The sequence below is a fragment of the Streptomyces sp. PH10-H1 genome (assembly GCF_030063355.1).
Classification (GTDB): domain Bacteria; phylum Actinomycetota; class Actinomycetes; order Streptomycetales; family Streptomycetaceae; genus Actinacidiphila.
Map to the genome: position 1 here is coordinate 51770 of NZ_JASISZ010000040.1, position 20622 is coordinate 72391.

22 protein-coding genes, 1 tRNA gene and 1 pseudogene are annotated in these 20622 nt (G+C 69.9%); 15 read left to right on the forward strand and 9 right to left on the reverse strand.

Features of this window, described 5'->3' with window-relative positions; translation table 11 throughout:
* Window positions 1-30: 30 nt before the first annotated feature.
* Window positions 31-327, forward strand: a complete 297-nt coding sequence (locus tag QMK24_RS23455; RefSeq protein WP_283468619.1) for a MoaD/ThiS family protein — start codon at window positions 31-33, stop codon at window positions 325-327.
* Window positions 327-1277 (forward strand): PLP-dependent cysteine synthase family protein, encoded by a 951-nt coding sequence (locus tag QMK24_RS23460; protein ID WP_283468621.1) that lies wholly within the window; start codon window positions 327-329, stop codon window positions 1275-1277. Before QMK24_RS23455 ends, QMK24_RS23460 begins: the two co-directional genes overlap by 1 nt.
* Before the next feature lie 28 nt (window positions 1278-1305).
* Here the strand turns inward: QMK24_RS23460 and QMK24_RS23465 are convergent, their stop codons facing one another.
* Window positions 1306-1830, reverse strand: a complete 525-nt coding sequence (locus tag QMK24_RS23465) for a type II toxin-antitoxin system PemK/MazF family toxin (protein ID WP_283468622.1) — start codon at window positions 1828-1830, stop codon at window positions 1306-1308.
* Window positions 1831-2055: 225 nt separating this feature from the next.
* On the opposite strand from QMK24_RS23465, the gene QMK24_RS23470 reads away from it, so the two are divergent.
* On the forward strand, window positions 2056-2808 hold the full coding sequence (locus QMK24_RS23470) for an MBL fold metallo-hydrolase (protein ID WP_283468623.1): 753 nt from the start codon (window positions 2056-2058) through the stop codon (window positions 2806-2808).
* Between the two features lie 23 nt (window positions 2809-2831).
* Here the strand turns inward: QMK24_RS23470 and QMK24_RS23475 are convergent, their stop codons facing one another.
* The 4 genes from QMK24_RS23475 to QMK24_RS23490 form a co-directional block, all read right to left on the reverse strand.
* A complete protein-coding gene (locus QMK24_RS23475; RefSeq protein ID WP_283468624.1) occupies window positions 2832-3227 on the reverse strand; it encodes a type II toxin-antitoxin system VapC family toxin in 396 nt (131 codons plus the stop codon).
* Window positions 3224-3355 carry a hypothetical protein gene (locus tag QMK24_RS23480; RefSeq protein ID WP_283468625.1) on the reverse strand — a complete coding sequence of 44 codons (132 nt, stop codon included), beginning with the start codon at window positions 3353-3355 and terminating at the stop codon, window positions 3224-3226. The genes QMK24_RS23475 and QMK24_RS23480 overlap by 4 nt, the downstream gene beginning before the upstream one ends.
* 64 nt (window positions 3356-3419) lie before the next feature.
* The gene (locus QMK24_RS23485; RefSeq protein WP_283468626.1) at window positions 3420-4670 is read right to left on the reverse strand and encodes a PTS transporter subunit EIIC; all 1251 of its coding nucleotides are present in this window, start codon (window positions 4668-4670) and stop codon (window positions 3420-3422) included.
* 248 nt (window positions 4671-4918) lie between these two features.
* Window positions 4919-6220: a PTS transporter subunit EIIC gene (locus QMK24_RS23490; RefSeq protein ID WP_283468627.1), complete on the reverse strand. Its 1302-nt coding sequence runs from the start codon at window positions 6218-6220 to the stop codon at window positions 4919-4921.
* 224 nt (window positions 6221-6444) lie between these two features.
* On the opposite strand from QMK24_RS23490, the gene QMK24_RS23495 reads away from it, so the two are divergent.
* The 4 genes from QMK24_RS23495 (at window position 6445) to rdgB (ending at window position 8636) form a co-directional block, all read left to right on the forward strand.
* The gene (locus tag QMK24_RS23495; protein ID WP_112449866.1) at window positions 6445-6678 is read left to right on the forward strand and encodes a PTS sugar transporter subunit IIB; all 234 of its coding nucleotides are present in this window, start codon (window positions 6445-6447) and stop codon (window positions 6676-6678) included.
* A 112-nt stretch (window positions 6679-6790) separates the two neighbouring features.
* On the forward strand, window positions 6791-7513 hold the full coding sequence (rph, locus tag QMK24_RS23500; RefSeq protein WP_283468630.1) for a ribonuclease PH: 723 nt from the start codon (window positions 6791-6793) through the stop codon (window positions 7511-7513).
* Window positions 7514-7612: 99 nt separating this feature from the next.
* Complete coding sequence (locus QMK24_RS23505; RefSeq protein ID WP_283468632.1) at window positions 7613-8002, forward strand: hypothetical protein; 390 nt, start codon at window positions 7613-7615, stop codon at window positions 8000-8002.
* A gap of 31 nt (window positions 8003-8033) precedes the next feature.
* On the forward strand, window positions 8034-8636 hold the full coding sequence (gene rdgB, locus QMK24_RS23510; RefSeq protein WP_283468633.1) for an RdgB/HAM1 family non-canonical purine NTP pyrophosphatase: 603 nt from the start codon (window positions 8034-8036) through the stop codon (window positions 8634-8636).
* A 56-nt stretch (window positions 8637-8692) separates the two neighbouring features.
* Here the strand turns inward: rdgB and QMK24_RS23515 are convergent.
* The 3 genes and pseudogenes from QMK24_RS23515 to bcp form a co-directional block, all read right to left on the reverse strand.
* A tRNA-Leu gene (locus QMK24_RS23515) sits at window positions 8693-8776 on the reverse strand.
* Window positions 8777-8827: 51 nt separating this feature from the next.
* Window positions 8828-9097 (reverse strand): annotated as a pseudogene (locus QMK24_RS23520) (HNH endonuclease); the annotation flags it as partial.
* Window positions 9098-9251: 154 nt separating this feature from the next.
* Window positions 9252-9719, reverse strand: coding sequence for a thioredoxin-dependent thiol peroxidase (gene bcp / locus QMK24_RS23525; protein WP_283468635.1), 468 nt, complete (start codon window positions 9717-9719; stop codon window positions 9252-9254).
* Between the two features lie 121 nt (window positions 9720-9840).
* Here bcp and QMK24_RS23530 point away from each other — a divergent pair, with 121 nt between their 5' ends.
* Together QMK24_RS23530 and QMK24_RS23535 are read left to right on the forward strand one after the other, a co-directional pair.
* A complete protein-coding gene (locus QMK24_RS23530; protein ID WP_283468636.1) occupies window positions 9841-10164 on the forward strand; it encodes a DUF3618 domain-containing protein in 324 nt (107 codons plus the stop codon).
* Between the two features lie 49 nt (window positions 10165-10213).
* Entirely contained in the window at window positions 10214-10516 is a 303-nt protein-coding gene (locus QMK24_RS23535; protein WP_283468643.1) for a GroES family chaperonin, read from the forward strand.
* A 191-nt stretch (window positions 10517-10707) separates the two neighbouring features.
* On the opposite strand, the gene QMK24_RS23540 is transcribed toward QMK24_RS23535, so the two are convergent.
* Window positions 10708-12963, reverse strand: a complete 2256-nt coding sequence (locus tag QMK24_RS23540) for a transglycosylase domain-containing protein (RefSeq protein ID WP_283468637.1) — start codon at window positions 12961-12963, stop codon at window positions 10708-10710.
* Between the two features lie 300 nt (window positions 12964-13263).
* Between QMK24_RS23540 and QMK24_RS23545 the strand changes: the two genes are divergently transcribed.
* The 6 genes from QMK24_RS23545 (at window position 13264) to QMK24_RS23570 (ending at window position 20292) form a co-directional block, all read left to right on the forward strand.
* The gene (locus QMK24_RS23545) at window positions 13264-14064 is read left to right on the forward strand and encodes an ABC transporter permease (protein ID WP_283468644.1); all 801 of its coding nucleotides are present in this window, start codon (window positions 13264-13266) and stop codon (window positions 14062-14064) included.
* A 31-nt stretch (window positions 14065-14095) separates the two neighbouring features.
* Window positions 14096-14860, forward strand: a complete 765-nt coding sequence (locus QMK24_RS23550) for an ABC transporter permease (protein ID WP_283468645.1) — start codon at window positions 14096-14098, stop codon at window positions 14858-14860.
* Between the two features lie 11 nt (window positions 14861-14871).
* Window positions 14872-15864, forward strand: coding sequence for an ABC transporter ATP-binding protein (locus QMK24_RS23555; RefSeq protein ID WP_283468638.1), 993 nt, complete (start codon window positions 14872-14874; stop codon window positions 15862-15864).
* Window positions 15865-16486: 622 nt separating this feature from the next.
* Entirely contained in the window at window positions 16487-17785 is a 1299-nt protein-coding gene (locus QMK24_RS23560) for a DUF445 domain-containing protein (RefSeq protein ID WP_283468646.1), read from the forward strand.
* Between the two features lie 79 nt (window positions 17786-17864).
* Window positions 17865-18701, forward strand: coding sequence for a class E sortase (locus QMK24_RS23565; protein WP_283468647.1), 837 nt, complete (start codon window positions 17865-17867; stop codon window positions 18699-18701).
* A 736-nt stretch (window positions 18702-19437) separates the two neighbouring features.
* A complete protein-coding gene (locus tag QMK24_RS23570) occupies window positions 19438-20292 on the forward strand; it encodes a fumarylacetoacetate hydrolase family protein (protein ID WP_283468640.1) in 855 nt (284 codons plus the stop codon).
* Window positions 20293-20622 lie beyond the last annotated feature (330 nt).

Below are 20622 nucleotides of genomic sequence, written 5' to 3' on the forward strand. Positions count from 1 at the left end.
CCGACGCCCGCATGTAACGGAGCCCGCCCCATGGCCATCGAGGTCCGCATCCCGACCATCCTCCGCACCTACACCGACGGCGCCAAGGCCGTCGACGGTGCCGGCAGCACGCTCGACGAGCTCTTCTCGGACCTCGAGAGCCGGCACACCGGAATCCGCGAGCGCATCGTCGTCGACGGCGGCCTGCGCCGCTTCGTCAACGTCTACCTCAACGACGAGGACGTCCGCTTCCTCGACGGCATCAGCACCAAGCTCACCGACGGTGACAGCGTCACGATCCTCCCGGCCGTCGCCGGCGGCTCCACTCCCGAAACGCACACGGCCTGATGCGGTACGACAGCCCGCTGGCGGCGGTCGGCAACACCCCGCTCGTCCGCCTCCCGCGCCTGTCCCCGTCCGACGACGTCAGCGTCTGGGCCAAACTTGAGGACCGCAACCCCACCGGCTCGGTCAAGGACCGCCCCGCGCTCCACATGATCGAGCAGGCCGAGGCGGACGGCCGGCTGACACCCGGCTGCACCATCCTCGAGCCCACCTCCGGCAACACCGGCATCTCACTGGCCATGGCCGCGCGCCTCAAGGGCTACCGCATCGTCTGCGTCATGCCCGAGAACACCTCGCAGGAGCGCCGAGAGCTGCTCGCCATGTGGGGCGCCGAGATCATCTCCTCCCCGGCCGCGGGCGGCTCCAACACCGCCGTCCGCATGGCCAAGGAGATCTCCGCGGAACACCCCGACTGGGTGATGCTCTACCAGTACGGCAACCCGGCCAACGCGGGCGCCCACTACGCCACCACCGGCCCCGAGATCCTCGCGGACCTCCCCACCATCACCCACTTCGTCGCGGGCCTGGGCACCACCGGCACCCTGATGGGCGTCGGCCGCTACCTGCGCGAAAAGGTCCCCGGCGTCTCCATCGTCGCCGCCGAGCCGCGCTACGACGACATCGTCTACGGCCTGCGCAACCTCGACGAGGGCTTCGTCCCCGAGCTCTACGACGCGACGGTCCTCACCACCCGCTTCTCCGTCGGCTCCGAGGACGCCGTCCGCCGCACCCGGGAGCTCCTCCAGCAGGAGGGCATCTTCGCGGGCGTCTCCACCGGCGCCGCCCTGCACGCCGCGCTCGGCGTCGCCGCCAAGGCCCACCGGGCGGGGGAGCGCGCCGACATCGTCTTCATCGTCGCCGACGGCGGCTGGAAGTACCTCTCCACCGGCATCTACACCGCCCCCACCACCGAAGCCGCGGTCGACCGGCTCCACGGCCAGCTCTGGGCGTGACCGCCGCCGCGCGGCCGCCGTGCGGCGGTCAGCGCGTCATGCGCTGAACCCGCTGCCACAGCGCGGCGTCCAGCGCCCCCGCCCGGCGGCGGAACGCCGCGGAACGGACGTCCCGCAGCTCATCGGTCTCCAGGTAGCTCGTACGGCCCTGCGTGTCGCCCACCGCTCCCGGCGGCAGGGCGATCACGCCCGGCAGCTCCTCGTGGTGCCTGCTGGTGATCTTCGCGACGCGCACCGTCCCCTTGTGCACGGACAGCACCAGACACGGCCGGTCCTTTGATCCGGGCCCGTCCTCGAACGGCACATCCGCCCACCAGATCTCCCCCGGAGCCGGCGCCCGCTTCCCGCCGCGCAGGGGCCCCGGACGGCCCGGTGCCCGCGGCGGACGCGTCGGGCCGCCCGGACGGCGCCGCGCCCCGGCCCGCGACCCGCCCCTCGCCCCGGCCCGCGCCCGGATCCGTGACCCGGCCCGTGTCCCGGTCCGCGCCCATGCCGCGAGAACGGCCACGACGACCACCGCCGCGGCCGCCACCCACCACCAGGTCATGTCCATATGGGCTCCCGCCGTCGAAAATCTGTCGAAGGAGATCCTCGATCGGAACCGACCGTACCGGCCGCCCCTCGTACTGGTGATTCCGCCCACAACGGAGCGCTGAGGAGGCGCGGCGGCCCGCCCCGCGCCTTACGCTCGTCAACATATGGCGGACCGCACCCGCCTAACCCCCCACTCCAACCGGTATGGGGGCGATCTGTGGCGTGCCCACGGAGGTTTCACGGCATGAAGCTCACCGTCGTCGGCTGCTCGGGGTCGTTCCCGTCCGCGGAATCGGCCTGCTCGAGCTACCTCGTCGAGGCCGACGGCTTCCGGCTGCTGCTGGACATGGGCAACGGCGCCCTGGGTGAACTGCAGCGCCACTGCGGCCTGTACGACCTGGACGCCGTCCTGCTCAGCCATCTGCACGCCGATCACTGCATCGACATGTGCGGCTACTTCGTGGCCCGCTACTACCGCCACGACGGCGGCCCGGCCGACGCGATCCCCGTCTACGGACCCGAGGGCACCGAGCGCCGGCTCTCCAGCGCCTACGGCGACATGCCCGACGAGAAGTGCATGAGCGAGGTCTTCGACTTCCGCACCCTGGAGCCCGGCAGCTTCACCCTCGGCCCCTTCACCATCACCACCGACCGGGTCAGCCACCCCGTCGAGGCCTTCGGCTTCCGCATCGAGCACGCCGGCAGGTCCCTCACGTACTCGGGTGACACCGGCCCCTGCGACGCTCTCCTCGGTCTCGCCGACGGCACCGACCTCTTCCTCTGCGAAGCGTCCTTCACCCACGGCAAGGAAGACATCCCCGAGCTGCACCTCAACGGCCGCCAGGCCGGCGAACACGCCGACCGCGCCGGCGCCGGCCGCCTCGTCCTCACCCACATCCCCCCGTGGACCGACCCCGCCCGCAACCTCACCGACGCCCGTGCGGTCTTCGACGGCCCGGTGGAACTCGCCACCTCGGGCGCGGTGTACGACCTCTGAGCCACGTCGACCTCTGAACCGCGTCAGTCGATGACGTCCACGGCGCATCGCAGCCCAGAGGCGCGCGACAGCCGGCCGTCCGTGGTGAGGAGGGTGCATCCGTACGCTTCGGCGGCCGCGACATACGCCGCGTCATAGGTGGTGACATTCCCACGGAGCTCCCACATGCGGGGCAACAGCACCCGGGTGCGCGGCACGACCGGGTCGATCCGGGCCAGCCCGTCGACGGCGTCGGCCGCGTGCGTCGCGCTGATCTTCCCGCCCAGCAGGTTGCCCCTGATCACCGAGAGCACCTCGACCATCCAGTGCTCCGGGGCGATCCACCGGTCATCAGCGGCGAGCGCTCCGCGGCAGCGGTCGCCCGTCGGCCCTTCGTCCAGCAGTGAGAAGACGAAGACCGACGCATCGACGACGATCACCCGGTGCCACCGGGCAGACCCAGGGTCGAATCACGTTCCGCCCGTTCGGCCCTCAGCGCGCCGAGAACGTCATCCTTGGCGAGCCGGGTCCCGTACGAGCGCTGGGAGAACCGCTGCGGCACGGCCACGTCCCCGGAACCGTGCGGTTCCGGGGGCCTCACCCATGCCCTCAGGGATCGGGCTACACCAGGCTCACGCCTTGGTGAGGTCCTCGAGCTCCTCCTCGGGCTCGCGGCCCGGGGTGGTGAGGTTGAACTTGATGATCGCGAAGCGGAAGACCACGTAGTAGATCGCCGCGAAGCAGAGCCCGATCGGGATGATCAGCCATGGCTTGGTGGAGAGGTTCCAGTTCAGCGCATAGTCGATGAAGCCGGCCGAGAAGGTGAAGCCGGCGTGCACGCCGAGGGCCCAGGTGACGGCCATCGAGACGGCGGTGAGGACCGCGTGGATCGCGTAGAGCACCGGGGCGATGAACATGAACGAGAACTCGATCGGCTCGGTGATGCCCGTGACGAACGAGGTCAGCGCGAGGGAGATCATCATGCCCATGACGGCCTTGCGGCGCTCGGGGCGGGCGCAGTGCGCGATGGCGATCGCGGCGGCCGGGAGGCCGAACATCATGATCGGGAAGAAGCCCGACATGAACTGTCCGGCGGTGGGGTCACCGGCGAAGAAGCGGGTCAGGTCGCCGTGCACGATCTCGCCCGCGGAGTTCTTGAAGTCACCGAGCTGGAACCAGGAGACCGAGTTCACGAACTGGTGCATGCCGACCGGGATCAGCGCGCGGTTGATCAGGCCGAACAGGCCGGCGCCCACGGCGCCCAGGCCGGTCATCCACTCGCCGAAGTTGCTGATGACCTTGCCGACGGGCTCCCAGCCGAGGCCGAATATGACACCGACGAGCGTGCCGACGAAGGCCATGATGATCGGGACGAGACGGCGGCCGTTGAAGAAGCCGAGCCAGTCGACCAGCTGCTTGCGGTGGTAGCGCTGCCACAGGACCGCGGCCAGCAGACCCATGATGATGCCGCCGAGGACACCGGGGTTGTTGTAGACCGCCGGGTCGTCCTTGCCCGCCTTGATGACGGCCTCGGTGACCGGGAACGCCTTCAGGACGTTGCTGTAGACCAGGAAGCCGACCAGCGCGGCGAGCGCGGTCGAGCCGTCGGCCTTCTTGGCGAAGCCGATCGCCACACCGATACAGAACAGCATCGGCAGGTTGTCGAAGACCGCGCCGCCCGCGGTCGCGAAGACAGCCGCGACCTTGTGCCAGCCGAGGCCCTTGTCGCCGAACACGTCGTCCTGGCCGAGGCGGAGCAGGATGCCCGCGGCCGGCAGGACGGCGATCGGCAGCTGGAGACTGCGGCCGACCTTCTGCAGGCCGGAAAAGAGACCGGAGCCCCGCTTCTTCGCGGGGGCCGCCGTAGCGGTGGCCGTACTCATCAGATTCCTCCTGGTGAGGCGGGCACTTCAAGGGGGACGGCCCGCCGCTATGGTCTATACCACTGAGTGGTGTAGACCAGTTTTAACACGTCGGGGCGGGATAAAGGAATCCCCAGTTCCGGTGGGCTGAACCACATGACAAACGGCCCCAGCGGCCACATGACAAACGGCCCCCGAGTCCAAGGACTCGGAGGCCGTGCGGGCCGGGATTTTTGCCCGTATTGCTCACGTTTCTGCTACTTCTCTTGCTACTTGATGTTCTCCTCGACCAGCTCCTCCTCCAGCTCGTCCGGCTCACGTCCCGGCGTCAGGAGGTTGAATTTGGTGATCACGAAGCGGAAGAGGGCGTAGTACACGACCGCGAAGCACAATCCGATCGGGATGATCATCCACGGCTTGGTGGCCAGGCCCCAGTTGATGACGTAGTCGATGAGGCCGGCAGAGAAGCTGAAGCCGTCGTGCACACCCAGCCCCCAGGTGACCGCCAGCGAGACACCGGTCAGCACCGCGTGGATTACGTAGAGCGCCGGGGCGATGAAGAGGAACGAGTACTCGATCGGCTCGGTGATCCCGGTGACCAGTGAGGTCAGGCCGATCGAGAGCATCATGCCGCTGACCTCCTTGCGGCGGTGCGGCTTGGCGCAGTGCGCCATGGCCAGCGCGGCGGCCGGGAGGGCGAACATCATGATCGGGAAGAAGCCCGAGGTGAACTGGCCGGCGGTCGGGTCGCCCGCCAGGAATCGGGTGATGTCACCGTGCACGACCGTGCCGTCCGCCTTGGTGTAGTCGCCGAACTGGAAGAACACGAAGACGTTCAGGAACTGGTGCAGACCGATGACGAGCAGTGCGCGGTTCGCCGTACCGAAGATGCCGGAGCCGGTCGCGCCCAGGTCGACGAGCCACTTGCCGAAGCTGGTCAGCCCGTCGCCGATCGGCGGCCAGACCCAGGCGCAGAGCACAGCGAAGACGATGGCCACGAACGCCATGATGATCGGGACGAGACGGCGGCCGTTGAAGAAGCCGAGCCAGTCGACCAGCTTGGTGCGGTGGTAGCGCTGCCAGAAGAAGGCCGTCATCAGGCCCATCGCGATACCGCCGAAGACACCGGGGTTCTGATATGTGGCCGCGCTCGCGGTATTCCCGGCCAGACAGACACCGCTGGTGAACTTGGCCCCCGCGGCACAGGCCACCGGGAACTGGCGCAGCACGTTGTAGTAGACGAGGAAGCCCGCCACCGCCGCCAGCGCCGTCGAACCGTCCGCCTTCTTCGCCATGCCGATCGCGACACCCACCGCGAACAGCAGCGGCAGGCCGAGCGAACCGTCCAGCAGGGCGCCGCCGGCGCCCGCGAAGACCTTGGCGACGTTGTGCCACCCCAGGCCGTCGTCGCCGAAGACATCGGGCTGGCCGAGCCGGTTCAGAATGCCCGCCGCGGGCAGCACCGCGATCGGCAACTGCAGGCTGCGGCCCATCTTCTGCAGGTTCTGGAAGGCGGTGCCGGTCCACTTCTTCCGTGGGCGCTGCGCGGCGGCGGCGGTGTCCGAACTCATCAGTGGCCTCCTGGTGGCTGCCGTGGTGACTGCGTGTTTTGTCGGCTGGCCCAAAGTGGTGTAGACCATTTACGACGGGGTGGCACTACGCCCCCGAGGGCACGGCACCAGTGATCGTTATCTTTGGCCACGAACCGTGACCCTGCCTGCGAGGATGGGCCAAACGTGCGTTACCGTTTGAAATCGGACCGGGCCGCCGGGCCCAGACACTTCAGGAGTGAGAGATGGCCACCAAGGCTGAGAAGATCGTCGCCGGGCTCGGCGGCATCGAGAACATCGAAGAGGTCGAGGGCTGCATCACCCGCCTCCGTACCGAGGTCATCGACCCGAGCAAGGTCGACGAGGCCGCGCTGAAGGCCGCCGGCGCCCACGGCGTCGTCAAGATGGGCACCGCGATCCAGGTCGTCATCGGCACCGACGCCGACCCCATCGCCGCCGACATCGAAGACATGATGTGAGCGGCTAGGGCCTGTCCGGTCAAGATCGGCCGGACAGGCCCTAGCCGTCCGACCGGAGCCCCGTTCCACCACTGGAACGGGGCTCGCGTCGTTTCTCGATAGGGTCGGCACCATGTCTCGATTCGACGGCCGTACCCCCGAACAGCTCCGCCCCGTCACCATCCAACGCGGATGGAGCAAGCACGCCGAGGGCTCCGTCCTCGTCTCCTTCGGCGACACCAAAGTGCTCTGCACCGCCAGCGCCACCCAAGGCGTACCCCGTTGGCGCAAGGGCAGCGGTGAAGGCTGGGTCACCGCCGAGTACTCCATGCTGCCCCGCGCCACCAACACCCGCGGCGACCGCGAATCCGTGCGCGGCAAGATCGGCGGCCGCACCCACGAGATCTCCCGCCTCGTCGGCCGCTCGCTGCGCGCCGTCATCGACTACAAGGCGCTCGGCGAGAACACCATCGTCCTCGACTGCGACGTCCTCCAGGCCGACGGCGGCACCCGCACCGCCGCCATCACCGGCGCCTACGTCGCCCTCGCCGACGCCGTCACCTGGATGCAGCAGAAGAAGCTCATCCGCGCCAACGCCAAGCCGCTCACCGGCACCATCGCCGCCGTCAGCGTCGGCATCGTCGACGGCGTACCCCTCCTCGACCTCGCCTACGAGGAGGACGTCAAGGCGGAGACCGACATGAACGTCGTCTGCACCGGCGACGGCCGCTTCGTCGAGGTCCAGGGCACCGCGGAAGCCGCCCCCTTCGACCGCACCGAACTCAACGCCCTCCTCGACCTCGCCGTCGGCGGCTGCGCGGAACTGACGGCGGCACAACTGGCCGTACTCGGCTAGGACTTGCCGACCCGGCCGGGTGAGGCAACTGAGGCGGCGCGTGGCGCGTGTTTACTGGTACCGGTCTCAGACAGAGATTCACGGGGGAGGAACCCAACCATGGCCACGCGCCGCCGCATCACCCTCGCCGCCATCGCCGCGGCAGCCGCCCTGACCCTTCCGGCCGCCGCGGGCTGCAGTGCCATCGACAAGGCACTCGACTGCGCCCACGTCGCCGCCACGGTCGCCGGTGACGTCCAGAACCTGCAGAACGCCGTCGGCAACGCGGGCAACAGCCCGCAGGACGCCGTCAACGCGCTCGACCAGATCTCCCGGGACCTCAAGGACGTCGGCAGCAAAACCGGCAACGCCGACGTCGGCAAGGCCGTCACCGACCTCACCACAGCCGTCCAGAACGCCCGCACGGCCGCCAACAAGGGCACCACCCCGGACATCACACCCGTCGCGGACGCCGCGGGCGAACTCACCAAGGTCTGCACCCCGGGCTAGCGCCGGGCCAGGCCACGGGATAATCGGCTCCATGCAGCGCCTCGTCCTCGCGACCCGTAACCGTCACAAAGTGACCGAACTCCATGCCATCCTCGCCGGCACAGGTCTCGCCGTGGACCTCGTCGGCGCGGACGCCTACCCCGACATCCCGGACGTCAAGGAAACCGGCGTCACCTTCGCCGAGAACGCCCTCCTCAAGGCCCACGCCCTCGCCCGGGCCACCGGCCTGCCCGCTGTCGCCGACGACTCCGGCCTCTGCGTCGACGTCCTCGGCGGCGCCCCCGGCATCTTCTCCGCCCGCTGGGCCGGCACCCACGGCGACGACGCCGCCAACCTCGCCCTCCTGCTCGCCCAGCTCTCCGACATCGACGACGCCCACCGCGCCGCCCACTTCGCCTGCGCCGCCGCTCTCGCCCTCCCGGACGGTACCGAACGGGTGGTCGAAGGCCGTCTCCTGGGCACCCTCCGCCACACCCCCACCGGCACCGGCGGCTTCGGCTACGACCCGATCCTCCAGCCCTTGGGCGACACCCGCACCTGCGCCGAACTGACTCCGTCGGAGAAGAACGCCATCAGCCACCGGGGCGAGGCGTTCCGGGCGCTGGCGCCGGTAGTGGCCGAGCTGCTGGGGTGACCATGGCGACAAAAAACGACCTGCGGATCAATCCTTCGATCCGCAGGTCGTTGCTGTGCGGCGGAAGGGATTCGAACCCTCAAGCCGTTTCACGGGCCACAGATCCTAAGTCTGCTGCGTCGCCGCTGCGCCACCGCCGCTAGCCGCCACCCATGATATCGGGTGGCGGCTGCCCCGGTGAAGGATGTGGGCTACGAGCTTGTGCGACGCCCCCCTCGGCACCAGGTGCTGGTGATCGCGTGGCAGTTGGGGCAGAGCAGCCGTAGGTTCTGCGGCTGGTCGTCGCTCCCGTCGCCATTGGCGTGGTCGATTTCCAAGGTCATCGGCCTTCCGCCCCACGATGGGCCTGTGCCGCAGACCGCGCGCAGCTCTGGAACGCCGATCTGACCTAGTGCTCGGCGTAGCGTCACCGTCTTGGTGCGGCCGTTGCCGTCGTGTTTCACCAGCACCCGCGACCGGGGGAATCCCTCGCTCACCGGTGGCGGCTGCAGAGCCCGGGTGCGGCCGCTGGTCGCAGCCTCGTACGTATTGACGAGGCATTCGGGTGACGGTTACGCGGGAGGGGGACACGCAAAGGCCCCCGCGCCGAGCGGCGCGGGGGCCCAGAGGGCGGGTTCAGATCTGGAGGTCCTTGAGGAGTTTGGCGACGTGGCCGGTGGCCTTCACGTTGTAGAAGGCGTGCTCGACCTTGCCGTCGGCGTCGACGATGACCGTCGAGCGGATGACGCCGGTGACGGTCTTTCCGTAGAGCTTCTTCTCGCCGAAGGCGGCGTACGCCTCGAGGACCTTCTTGTCGGGGTCGCCCACCAGGGTGACCTTCAGGGATTCCTTTTCGCGGAATTTCGCGAGCTTCTCCGGCTTGTCGGGGGAGACGCCGATGACGTCGTAGCCCGCGGCGGCGAGCAGGTCGAGGTTGTCGGTGAAGTCGCAGGCCTGCTTGGTGCAGCCAGGGGTGAGGGCGGCCGGGTAGAAGTAGACGATGACTTTGCGGCCCGCGTGGTCGGCGAGCGAGACGGGATTGCCGTCGGCGTCCGGGAGGGTGAAGGCGGGGGCGGTGTCGCCGGGCTGGAGGCGTTCGCTCATGGGTGGTGGCTCCTTACGCGGTACACGCGGGTACGCAAACGGGGGTGCCGACGGGGCGCGGTCCGCGTCGGGCTGACAGACTGTCCGTCACGGTACCGGTCGAGGCGTTGGAGGCAATGCGGTGTCGGAAGGCAGGACTCCCGCCCAGATCGAGGCGGAGATCTCCCGTAGGCGGCAGGATCTGGCCGCGACTCTTGACGAGATCGCGGTGCGGGTTCACCCGACGACGATCGCGCGCGATGTGAAGGCGAAGGCCTTCTCCGCGGTGGATCGTACGGTCGGGCAGGCGTATGTGGCGGTGAATCGCACGGTGAGCGAAGCGCGGGGCCACTTCGTGTCCGAGGACGGAGTGCTGCGGGTGGACCGGGTGGTTCCGGTCGCCGTGGCGGCGGTGGCGCTGGTCGCTGTGGTGGCCGGGCTCTCGGTTCGCCGTCGTCGCCGGTAACGTCGTGGACGTGAGTTCCAAGAATGAGCACGACAAGCTGCCCATCCGGATGCTGCATGACCGGGTGCTGGTCCGGGCCGAGGGTTCCGAGGGGGAGCGCCGCTCGGGCGGTGGCATCCTGATTCCGGCGACGGCCGCGGTGGGCAAGCGGCTGGCCTGGGCCGAGGTGGTCGCGGTCGGTCAGAATGTGCGGACCGTCGAGGTCGGGGACCGGGCGCTGTACGACCCGGAGGACCGGGCCGAGGTCGAGGTGCGGGGTGTCGCGTACGTGCTGATGCGCGAGCGGGATCTGCACGCGGTCGCGTCGGAGCGGCTGAAGGGGTCGGAGGACTCCACGGGCCTTTATCTGTAATTTGCTAGGGCCGGGATGAGACCCGACGAGACGCGCCGTACCGGGACCCATGCAAAGACGACGCACCCCCTGGAAGCAGTGAACCTGGAGGTGCCGTCATGGCATGGGTCCTTTTGTGCGTTGCGGGTCTGGTCGAGGTCGCCTGGTCGGTCGGGTTGAAGGCGACCTCGGGTCAGTGAGAGCGGTCCCCGTCAGCCCCCCGCCGGGCCGCCGGCCCCGCCGCCGGTCTGGCCGCCGCTGGGGAGCAGCGTCGGGGGGGTGCTGGGTGGGCCGGACGGGGTTTCCGTGGGGGTCGACGGGGTCTGGGACGGGGTCTGCGACGGGGTCCCGGAAGGCGTCTGCGACGGGGTGCGGGAGGGGGTCTGGGACGGGGTGCGGGAGGGCGTCGGCGACGTGGAGGGGGTCTCGGACGGGGTCTCGGACGGGGTGGCGGCGCCGTCCTGGAGTTGGAGGTCGAAGCTCTGCTGTTGTGCGTTGCTGAGGGCGGCCGCGGTGTAGGCGGCCCAGAGGTCGCCGGGCGGGCCGCCGCCGTTGATGCGGGGGAGGTTCATCGCGCCGTTGAGGGATTTGAGCCCGCCGGTGTCGGGGTCCTGGCCCATGACGGCGACGACGGTGGCGAGGTTCGGGGTGTATCCGGCGAACCAGGCGGCCTTGTCCTCGTCGATGGTGCCGGTCTTTGCGGCGGACGGCCAGCCGGAGTCCTGGGCGACGACGGCGGTGCCGCCGTCGACGACGCTCTGGAGGACGGAGGTGGTGGTGTCGGCGGCCTGGCGGGTGACCGCCTGTGTTCCGTCGCGCTTGGGGAGGGCGAGGTCGCCGTGGTCCTTGGTGATCTTCTCGACGAAGGTGTACGGGATGTGCTTGCCGTGGTTGGCGAGCGTCGCGTAGGCCTGGGCCATGTCCAGCGGGCTGGCTTCCATGGTGCCCAGCGCCATGGAGGGGGTGGCGATGAGCTTGACGGCGTCCGGTACGCCGAGGGCGCGCACGGTGTCGTTGACCTTGCTGACGCCGACGTCCTGGGCCAGCTGCGCGTAGACGGCGTTGACCGACCGGTCCATGGCCCTGGTGACGGTGATGTCGCCGTAGGTGGCGCCGTCCTCGTTGGGCGGGTTGTAGCCGACCGGGCCGTCGGGGCCGGTCACGGGGCGGAGGTTGGCGCCGTTGTAGAGGGTGCGGGGGGTGATGGTGCGGCCGTCCTGCGTCTGGGAGTTGTTCTGGACGGCGGAGGCGAAGATGAAGGGCTTGAACGTCGAACCGACCTGGTAGTCGCGCCGGGTGGCGTTGTTGACGTACTGCTTGGTGTAGTCGATGCCGCCGTACATGGCGACGACCTTGCCGGTCGCGGGGTCGATGGAGGCTCCGCCGGCGCGGACGTAGGTGTCGGCCTTGCTGGTGCCGAGCTTGTCGTAGATCTGCTTCTTGGCGGCGGTGACGAAGGCGTCCTCCTTGTCCTTCTGGATGGTGGTGACGATCCGGTAGCCGCCGGCGCGCAGGGTCTCCGCGTCGATGATGTTGTTGCTGGCGAGGTAGTCGTTGACGGCCTCGATGAGATAGCCGCGCTGGCCGGTCTTGCTGGCGGCGGGTTTGGGCTTGCCGGGGGTGGGGAATTTGGTGATGGCGCGTTCCTGGGCGCTGAGCCAGCCTTCCTTCACCATGCCGTCCAGGACATAGTTCCACCGGGCCTCGGCCCTGGGGGCGTTCGCCGGGTGGGTGACGACGTCGTACTCGCTGGGGGCGTTGAGGAGGGTGGCGAGGTAGGCGCCTTCCGCGGTGGTGAGTTTGTCGGCGTCCTTGCTGAAGTACGCCCGGGAGGCGGCCTGGATGCCGTAGGAGTTCCGGCCGAAGTAGCTGGTGTTCAGGTACCCCTCGAGGATTTGTTCCTTGGTCTCATTGCGATCGAGTTTGATCGCGATGAAGAACTCCTTGACCTTGCGGAGCGCGGTCTGTTCCTGGTTGAGGTAATAGTTCTTCACGTACTGCTGGGTGATCGTGGAGCCGGACTGAGCGCCCTTGCCGGTGACGGTGTTCCAGGCGGCTCGGATCATCGCCTTGGGGCTGACCGCCGACTCGTGGTAGAAGCCGCGGTCCTCCGCGGAGAGCGCCGCGTACTGGGCCGTCCTGGCGATCTGGGCGAGGGTGACGTTCTCGCGGTTGATCTCACCGTCGCGGGCGATCTCGGTCTTGCCGTCCGCGTAGAAGTAGACGTTGCTCTGTGCGGTGGCCGCGGCGTTGGGGTTCGGGATCGGCACGAGGGCGTAGCCGAGGAAGAATCCGCCGATGCAGATGAGCAGCACGACGATGACCGTGCTGGTCACCATCCGCCAGGTCGGGATGAGCCGGCCGAGACCGGTGCGCTTGGGCCGTCCTCGCCTGTCGGTGGCCGGCGGTCGTGGCGCCCAGCCTGACGAAGCGGTACTGCCTTCTTGCTGCTTCGGCTCGTCGCTCATGTCTGTTAGGACTCCTCCGCCGCCGCCGGGGTTGGTCCGCGACGGAACATCTTGGGTCAATCGTTACGTACGCCCCGTTCAACACTGTCGCATCATCTGTCCTTGCGCGATCAACGGCGCGCACCCGTGACAGGGCTGTGACAGGCCGAATGGCTGACACGCCGCACCCGGACGGGTGGAAAATCATTCGCCGGTCCTCCCGATGGGCGATTAAGCTCGGTCGCTTTGGCGCGAACGGATGCGCAACGGGCGGCGGCCAACGTGAACCGACGCGAGCTGAGGGGGCGGGGCGTGAGCGGCATGCGGCTGTACGCGGCGGTCGCGCTGAGCGGATTCCGGCGGTTCGCGACGTACCGGGTGGCCACGGCGGCCGGGGTGTTCACCAATACGGTCTTCGGTTTCATCCTGGCCTACACCTACACCGCCCTGTGGGCCGAGCGCCCCGGGCTGGGCGGCTACAACCTGTCGCAGGCGCTGACGTATGTCTGGATCGGCCAGGCGCTGCTGATGAGCACGGCGATGATGGGCGGCGGCTTCCAGGACGAGCTGATCGAGCGGATCCGCACCGGGGACGTGGCGATCGACCTGTACCGGCCGGCCGATCTGCAACTGTGGTGGCTCGCCGGCGACCTGGGCCGGGCGGCCTTCCACCTGCTGGGCCGGGGCGTCGTGCCGATGCTGATCGGCGCGCTCGCCTTCGACCTGGCACTGCCGGCGAATCCGCTGACCTGGCTGCTGTTCCTGGTGTCGGTCACGCTGGGGGTCGTCGTCAGTTTCGCGCTGCGCTATCTCGTCGTCCTCAGCGCCTTCTGGCTGCTCGACGGCGCGGGGGTGAGCCAGATCTTCGGTCTGGCCGGCATGTTCTTCTCCGGGTCGCTGCTGCCGCTGAACGTCTTCCCCGGGCTGCTGGGTGAGCTGGCGCGGACCCTGCCGTGGTCGGCGCTGCTGCAGATCCCGGCCGATGTCTTCCTGGGCCGGCACACCGGCCTGGATCTGCTGGGGGCGCTCGCGTTCCAGGCCGGATGGGCGCTGGCGCTGCTCGCGGCCGGGCGGGCCCTGCAGTCGGTGGCGACCAGGAAGGTGGTGGTACAGGGTGGTTGAGGGACTGCGGGCGTACGGGCTGATCGTCGCGATGTGGGTCCGCTCGACGATGGCGTACCGGGCGTCGTTCCTGATGACGGCGTTCGGGAACTTCGCGGCCACCGCGCTCGACTTCGCCGCGATCCTGCTGATGTTCTCCCATGTGACGAAGCTGGGCGGGTTCACGCTCGCCGAGGTGGCGTTCCTGTACGGGACGACCAGTACCGCCTTCGGCCTGGCCGATCTGGTGATGGGCAGCATGGAACGGCTCGGGCGGCGGGTACGGGACGGCACGCTGGACACCCTGCTGCTGCGTCCGGTGCCGGTGCTCGCGCAGGTGGCCGCGGACCGGTTCGCGCTGCGGCGGCTGGGGCGCGTCATCCAGGGCGTGCTGGTGCTGGGCTGGTCACTGGGGCGCCTGGACATCGGCTGGACCCCGGTCAAGGTGCTGCTGCTGCCGGTGATGCTGCTCAGCGGCGCCGCGATCTTCTCGGCTGTGTTCGTGCTCGGGGCGGCCTTCCAGTTCTGGGCGGGCGACGCCTCCGAGGTGCAGAACTCCTTCACGTACGGCGGGAACACGCTGCTGCAGTACCCGCCGTCCATCTTCGCCAAGGACCTGGTGCGCGGCGTCACCTTCGTCGTGCCGCTGGCCTTCGTCAACTGGCTGCCCGCGCTGCGGGTTCTGGGCCGCGACGACCCGCTGGGGCTGCCGGGGTGGCTGGACTTCGCGTCGCCGCTGGTGGCGGTGGCGTGCTGCGCGGTGGCCGGGCTGGCGTGGCGGGCCGGCCTGCGTTCGTACCGGAGCACGGGAAGCTGAGGGGGCGGAAGTTGGACGCGCACGTCGAACTCGACGCGGTGGAGAAGGTCTTCGACGTACGCCGAAAGGCCGGGCGGTGGCGCCGCGAGCGGCATCAGGTGCGGGCGGTCGACGGGATCTCGTTCAGCGTGCCGCGCGGTGAGATGGTCGGCTACATCGGGCCGAACGGGGCCGGGAAGTCCACCACCATCAAGATGCTGACCGGGATCCTGATGCCCAGCGGCGGGCGGGTACGGGTGGCGGGAATCGACCCCTCGCGGGAGCGGATGAAGCTGGCGCGGCGCATCGGTGTGGTCTTCGGGCAGCGCACCACCTTGTGGTGGGACCTGCCGCTGAAGGACTCCTACCAGCTGGTGCGGCGCATGTACCGGATCGAGGACGGGCGTTACGCGAAGAACCTGGCGCGGTGCGTCGATCTGCTCGATCTCGGTCCGCTGCTGGAGGTGCCGGTACGGCAGCTGTCGCTCGGGCAGCGGATGCGCGGTGACATCGCGGCGGCGCTGCTGCACGATCCCGAGGTGCTGTATCTGGACGAGCCGACCATCGGGCTCGATGTGATCAGCAAGGCGAAGGTGCGGGAGTTCCTGCGGACGGTCAACACGGAGCAGGGCACGACGGTGCTGCTGACGACCCACGATCTGACCGACATCGAGCAGCTCTGCGAGCGGGTGATGGTCATCGACCACGGGCGGCTGGTGTACGACGGCGGGCTGAGCGGGCTGCACGCGGTCGGGGAGAGCGAGCGCACGCTCGTCGTGGACTTCGAACGCGAGCTGCCCGCGGTGCGGGTGGCGGGCGCGCGGTGCGTGAAGGTGGAGGGGCCGCGCCAGTGGCTGGCGTTCCCCGCGGCGGCCAGCGCGGCGCCCCTGGTCGCCGAACTGGCGGCGCGCTATCCGCTGGTGGACCTGTCGGTCCGGGAGCCGGCGATCGAGGATGTCATCGCGCGGATGTACTCGTCCGTGCCCGACCCGGTGATCCCGGTCGCCGGAGGGCCGGCGGAGTGAGCTCCGGAGCGACGGGCTTCGGCCCGGCTTCAACGCGGTGAGCGTCAGGGCGGTGAGATTCAGCGCAGAGAGCCGAGGGCCGCGAGGACGCGGTCGACCGCGGCCAGCGGCGTCGAGGCGTGCGCGGACAGCCGCAGGGAGTCCGCGCGGACCGTCGGGGTGACCTCGTACGCGTGGAGCGCCTTGGCGGCGACACGCGGGTCGGTGCCCGGGACGCGGAAGGAGACGATGCCGGCCCGCTGCTCGGGGGCGACGGGGACAGGACCTCGCCGCCGCAGGCGAGAACGGTGTCGATGAGCTGGGCCACCCGGGTGGTGGCGTCCAGCACGTCGCGGGACGGCGGGCCGTAGCGGGCGAAGTCGAGGTATCCCTCGGGCTCCCCGAAGTGTCCTGCGTAGCCGGGCAGCCCCCCGGTCCTGTCCCGCGCTGCCATGGCGCCTCGCTCCTTCGACGTGGGTTTCCCCGGCACCCCCGGAATCCCGCCGGACATCAACTGACATTCCCGTCATTCCTGAGGTGACCGACCCGGCGTGACGTTTCCGCGCGTGACTTCCCGGGACGTGGGGAACCTGTTGTTCGTTCCAAGATTGACAGTGGCGGTGACAATACGCGGGTGGAGCGGATGGAAGCGGCGGCGATGAGCGATCCAGGTGCGGCCCTGAGCGTGGCGGAGGCCGCCGACGAGGAGAGACGTCGCGGCGTCCGCCGGATGAAGGTGATCGCGACCGGGCTGCTGCTCTTCGCGACGCTCGTGTACGCCCTGGCGAAGTGGGCGGACTCCTCCGGGGCCGGCCCCTGGGCGGGGTATGTCGCGGCCGCCGCGGAGGCGGGAATGGTCGGCGCGATGGCGGACTGGTTCGCCGTCACGGCGCTGTTCCGCCGCCCGCTGGGGCTGCCGATCCCGCACACGGCGATCATCCCGACGAAGAAGGACGCCCTGGGCCACAGCCTCGGCGATTTCGTCGGCGAGAACTTCCTGTCGGCGGACGTCGTAAGGACCCGGCTGCGGGCGGTCGGCATCGGCTCGCGGCTCGGCAAGTGGCTCGCGGAGCCCGAGCACGCCGACAAGGTGACGGAGCAGGCGGCGGCGGCGCTGCGCGGTGTGCTGAAGGTGCTGCGGGACTCCGATGTCCAGGCGGTGGTGGGTGAGGCGATCACCCGGCGCGCGGAGGGTCAGGAGGTCGCGCCGGGCATCGGCAGGATGCTGGAGCGGGTCGTCGTGGACGGCGGTCACCGGCGGGTGGTGGACCTGATCTGCGTCCGGGCGCACGACTGGCTGGTGGAGCACGGCGACTCGGTGATGGACGCGGTGCAGGGTGGCGCGCCGGGGTGGACGCCGCGGTTCGTGGACCGCAAGGTCGGCGAGCGCGTCTACAAGGAACTGGTGCGCTTCACCGCCGAGATGCGCGACATGCCGGAGCATCCGGCGCGCGGGGCCGTGGACCGGTTCCTCGGGGACTTCGCGGTCGAGCTGCAGTCCGATCCCGACACCCGCGCGCGCGTCGAGCGGCTGAAGAAGGACCTCCTGGCGCGCGGCGAGGTGCAGGACCTGATCGAGTCGGCCTGGACCGCGGTCCGCGGGATGGTGGTGGCCGCCGCCGAGGACGAGCGCAGCGAGCTGCGGCTGCGGACCCGGGCGTCCCTGCTGTCGCTGGGCGCCCGGATGGCCACGGACGCGGGCCTGCAGGCGAAGGTGGACGGCTGGCTGGAGGACGCCGCCACGTATGTGGTGACGACCTACCGCGACGAGATCACCTCTCTGATCACCGAGACGGTCGCCGGCTGGGACGCCGATCAGACGTCCCGCAAGATCGAGGCCCATGTGGGACGTGACCTGCAGTTCATCCGGATCAACGGCACGGTGGTCGGAGCGCTGGCGGGACTCGCCATCTTTACGGCGTCCCGGTTCTTCGCGGGGTAGCGGCCGGTCCGGCGGATGCCGGGTCGTGCCCGGGCCTGTCGGGCGGACCGGGAACGGCCGTATCGTGGCGTGTGTGACGGTGCGTCAGAAATCAAGACCGGTCCGGGTGGTCGTCCAGGGACAGGGGCGGTGGCACCGGCGCGGCGGCGCGCGGCGGACGCCGCTGGGGCGGGCGCTGTGGGGGGCCGGCGAGCTCGCGGTGACCTTCGGCGTCGTCGTGCTGCTGCTGGTGGCGCATCAGCTGTGGTGGACGAATCTGCGGGCGCACGAGTCCGCGCGGCGCGAGGTGGCGGCGCTGGAACGGCAGTGGGCCGCGGCTCCGGCGCAGGACCAGGCGCAGGACCAGGCGCAGGACCAGGCGCAGGACCCGACGCCGGGGCCGGACGGTACGCCGACGATGAATACATCCGATGACAAGGTTCCCTCAACTCCTCCTCAGCGGCAGGCAACGGCCCCGAACCGGGATGACCTGGCCTACGCCGTGATCCGGATCCCCGCGATCGGCGTGACGGCCCCGGTCGCCCAGGGCGTCAGCAAGACCGACATCCTCAACCACGGCTACGTGGGCCACTACCCGCAGACCGCCCAGCCCGGCCAGGCCGGCAACTTCGCCCTCGCGGGGCACCGCAACACCCACGGCGAACCGTTCCGCTACATCAACCGGCTGCGGGCCGGTGACACCGTGACCGTCGAGACGGCGAAGACCCGCTTCACCTACGTCGTGGAGCAGACCCTGCCCCAGACGTCCGCCTCGGACGGGACGGTGATCGCCCCGGTCCCGTTCAGCACCGTCCACCCGGGCGCGCGGATGACCGGCGCCGGCTCGTACATCACCCTCACCACCTGCACCCCCGAATTCACCTCCAGGTACCGGCTGGTGGTGTGGGGACGGCTGACGTCGGCCGAGGCCCGCTAGAGCCGGTTCGCCTGCGGCGGGCCGCATCGCCTCCGGCGGGGGTGCGGGTACGTCGGCCCCCGCGCCGCCGGTTCGCCTGCGGCGGGCTTGCCCCCACCCACCCTTGGTGTTGCGCCTGCAGCGGGGCTTTCGCCACCATCCCGCCCTTTCCGGCTCGCCGGGCTACGCCCCCGCAGGGGCGAGCGCACGTCAGGCGCTGCGTTCGCAACGGGTCCGCAGCGGTGGAGTGGACCTGAGGGGGACGGGTCCGCAGGGATGGAGGTTCGAAATGCTGCCGAGCTATTTGATGGGCCGCCTGGAACGTAAAGAGGCGATTTCGGACCCCCGCCCCGGAGGGCCCGGCCCCGCCCCGACCGGGCGGAGCCGTACGACGAGCGGCCGGATGAGGACGTCCTGGCGGACGAGGCGCTCTTCTTGGCGCCGCCGACCGCAGGTGACGCGGCACTCGGTGCCGCACGCGGCGTGAGGTTGCTCGCACGGGCCCGGCTGCGCCGCGCTGTCGGTGGACCGGTCGCCGACCGTGGTGGATCCGTCGGTGGCCGGGCGATTGCTGGCCACCGCCCGGCCACCGTCAGCGACGGACCGCCGTGGAACGGGCCCGGCCGTGGTGTGCCCTACATGTGGCACTGAATGCCGCGAAGTCCACTTCGTGAGCTGGGGCTTGCGCGACGCCCTCGACTGATTGGAGGATCTGCCAAGACATCCGATGACCGCCCTCGCCCACGGGAGAACATCTGTGAAACTGCTGCGTGTCGGACCTGCCGGAGCGGAAGCCCCGGCCCTGCTGGACGGCGACGGAATCCTGCGCGACCTCTCCGGCGTCGTTCCCGACATCGACGGCGCACTTCTCGCCGACGATGCCGCGCTCGCGCGTATAGCCGAGGCCGCGGCGGACGGCTCCCTGCCACGGCTGGACGACGGCCTGCGCGTCGGACCCCCGCTCGCCCGGATCGGCAAGATCGTCTGCATCGGGCTGAACTACCACGGCCACGCCGCGGAGACCGGCGCGCCGATTCCGGCCGAGCCGATCGTCTTCATGAAGGCGCCGGACACGGTCGTCGGCCCGGACGACACCGTCCTGGTGCCGCGTGGCAGCGTGAAGACGGACTGGGAGGTGGAGCTCGCCATCGTCATCGGCCGCGAGCTGCGCTACGCGCAGTCCGAGGAGGAAGCGCTGGCCGCGGTGGCGGGCTACGCCCTGTCCCACGACGTCTCCGAGCGTGAGTTCCAGATCGAGCGCGGCGGCCAGTGGGACAAGGGCAAGAACTGCGAGACCTTCAACCCCATCGGCCCCTGGTTCGTCACCGCCGACGAGATCCCCGACCCGCAGGCACTCGGCCTGCGGCTCTGGGTCAACGGCGAACCGAAGCAGAACGGCTCCACCGCGGACCAGATCTTCCCGGTCGCGGAAGTCGTCCGCTACCTCAGCCAGTTCATGGTGCTGTACCCCGGGGACGTGATCAACACGGGTACGCCGGGGGGTGTGGCGATGGGCCAGCCGGAACCCAAGCCGTATCTTCGGGCCGGGGATGTGGTCGAGCTGGAGATTGACGGGTTGGGGCGGCAGCGGCAGGTCCTGGCGGACGCGTAGGCCCCCTCCGGGGCGGGGTTCGATACCCGTGGGGTGCGGGGGGCGGGCCCTCCGGGGCGGCGGTTCGAAATCGCCTCTTTACGTTCCAGGCGGCCCATCAAATAGCTCGGCAGCATTTCGAACCCCCACCCCTACGGCCCCGTCCCCCTCCGGTCCGATCGAACCCGGAGCTGGGCTCGACGGCTCGGAAGTACGCCCGAGCGGGTCACGTTCCCCGACGATCGCGGCGCGGAAGTGGGCAGGTGGGCGGGCGGCGAAGCCCCGCCGCCCTGCGCGCGGATGCGCGCTCGCCCCAGGGGCGCTGTCCGGCGTGCCGGAAGGGCGGGTGGG

Excerpts from the sequence above, each read along its gene's own strand:
- QMK24_RS23455 (WP_283468619.1), top strand. The coding sequence starts at position 31 with ATGGCCATCGAGGTCCGCATCCCGACCATCCTCCGCACCTACACCGAC.
- QMK24_RS23460 (WP_283468621.1), top strand. The coding sequence starts at position 327 with ATGCGGTACGACAGCCCGCTGGCGGCGGTCGGCAACACCCCGCTCGTC.
- QMK24_RS23465 (WP_283468622.1), bottom strand. The coding sequence starts at position 1,830 with ATGGACATGACCTGGTGGTGGGTGGCGGCCGCGGCGGTGGTCGTCGTG.
- QMK24_RS23470 (WP_283468623.1), top strand. The coding sequence starts at position 2,056 with ATGAAGCTCACCGTCGTCGGCTGCTCGGGGTCGTTCCCGTCCGCGGAA.
- QMK24_RS23485 (WP_283468626.1), bottom strand. The coding sequence starts at position 4,670 with ATGAGTACGGCCACCGCTACGGCGGCCCCCGCGAAGAAGCGGGGCTCC.
- QMK24_RS23490 (WP_283468627.1), bottom strand. The coding sequence starts at position 6,220 with ATGAGTTCGGACACCGCCGCCGCCGCGCAGCGCCCACGGAAGAAGTGG.
- QMK24_RS23495 (WP_112449866.1), top strand. The coding sequence starts at position 6,445 with ATGGCCACCAAGGCTGAGAAGATCGTCGCCGGGCTCGGCGGCATCGAG.
- rph (WP_283468630.1), top strand. The coding sequence starts at position 6,791 with ATGTCTCGATTCGACGGCCGTACCCCCGAACAGCTCCGCCCCGTCACC.
- QMK24_RS23505 (WP_283468632.1), top strand. The coding sequence starts at position 7,613 with ATGGCCACGCGCCGCCGCATCACCCTCGCCGCCATCGCCGCGGCAGCC.
- rdgB (WP_283468633.1), top strand. The coding sequence starts at position 8,034 with ATGCAGCGCCTCGTCCTCGCGACCCGTAACCGTCACAAAGTGACCGAA.
- bcp (WP_283468635.1), bottom strand. The coding sequence starts at position 9,719 with ATGAGCGAACGCCTCCAGCCCGGCGACACCGCCCCCGCCTTCACCCTC.
- QMK24_RS23535 (WP_283468643.1), top strand. The coding sequence starts at position 10,214 with ATGCTGCATGACCGGGTGCTGGTCCGGGCCGAGGGTTCCGAGGGGGAG.
- QMK24_RS23540 (WP_283468637.1), bottom strand. The coding sequence starts at position 12,963 with ATGAGCGACGAGCCGAAGCAGCAAGAAGGCAGTACCGCTTCGTCAGGC.
- QMK24_RS23545 (WP_283468644.1), top strand. The coding sequence starts at position 13,264 with ATGCGGCTGTACGCGGCGGTCGCGCTGAGCGGATTCCGGCGGTTCGCG.
- QMK24_RS23550 (WP_283468645.1), top strand. The coding sequence starts at position 14,096 with ATGTGGGTCCGCTCGACGATGGCGTACCGGGCGTCGTTCCTGATGACG.
- QMK24_RS23560 (WP_283468646.1), top strand. The coding sequence starts at position 16,487 with ATGGAAGCGGCGGCGATGAGCGATCCAGGTGCGGCCCTGAGCGTGGCG.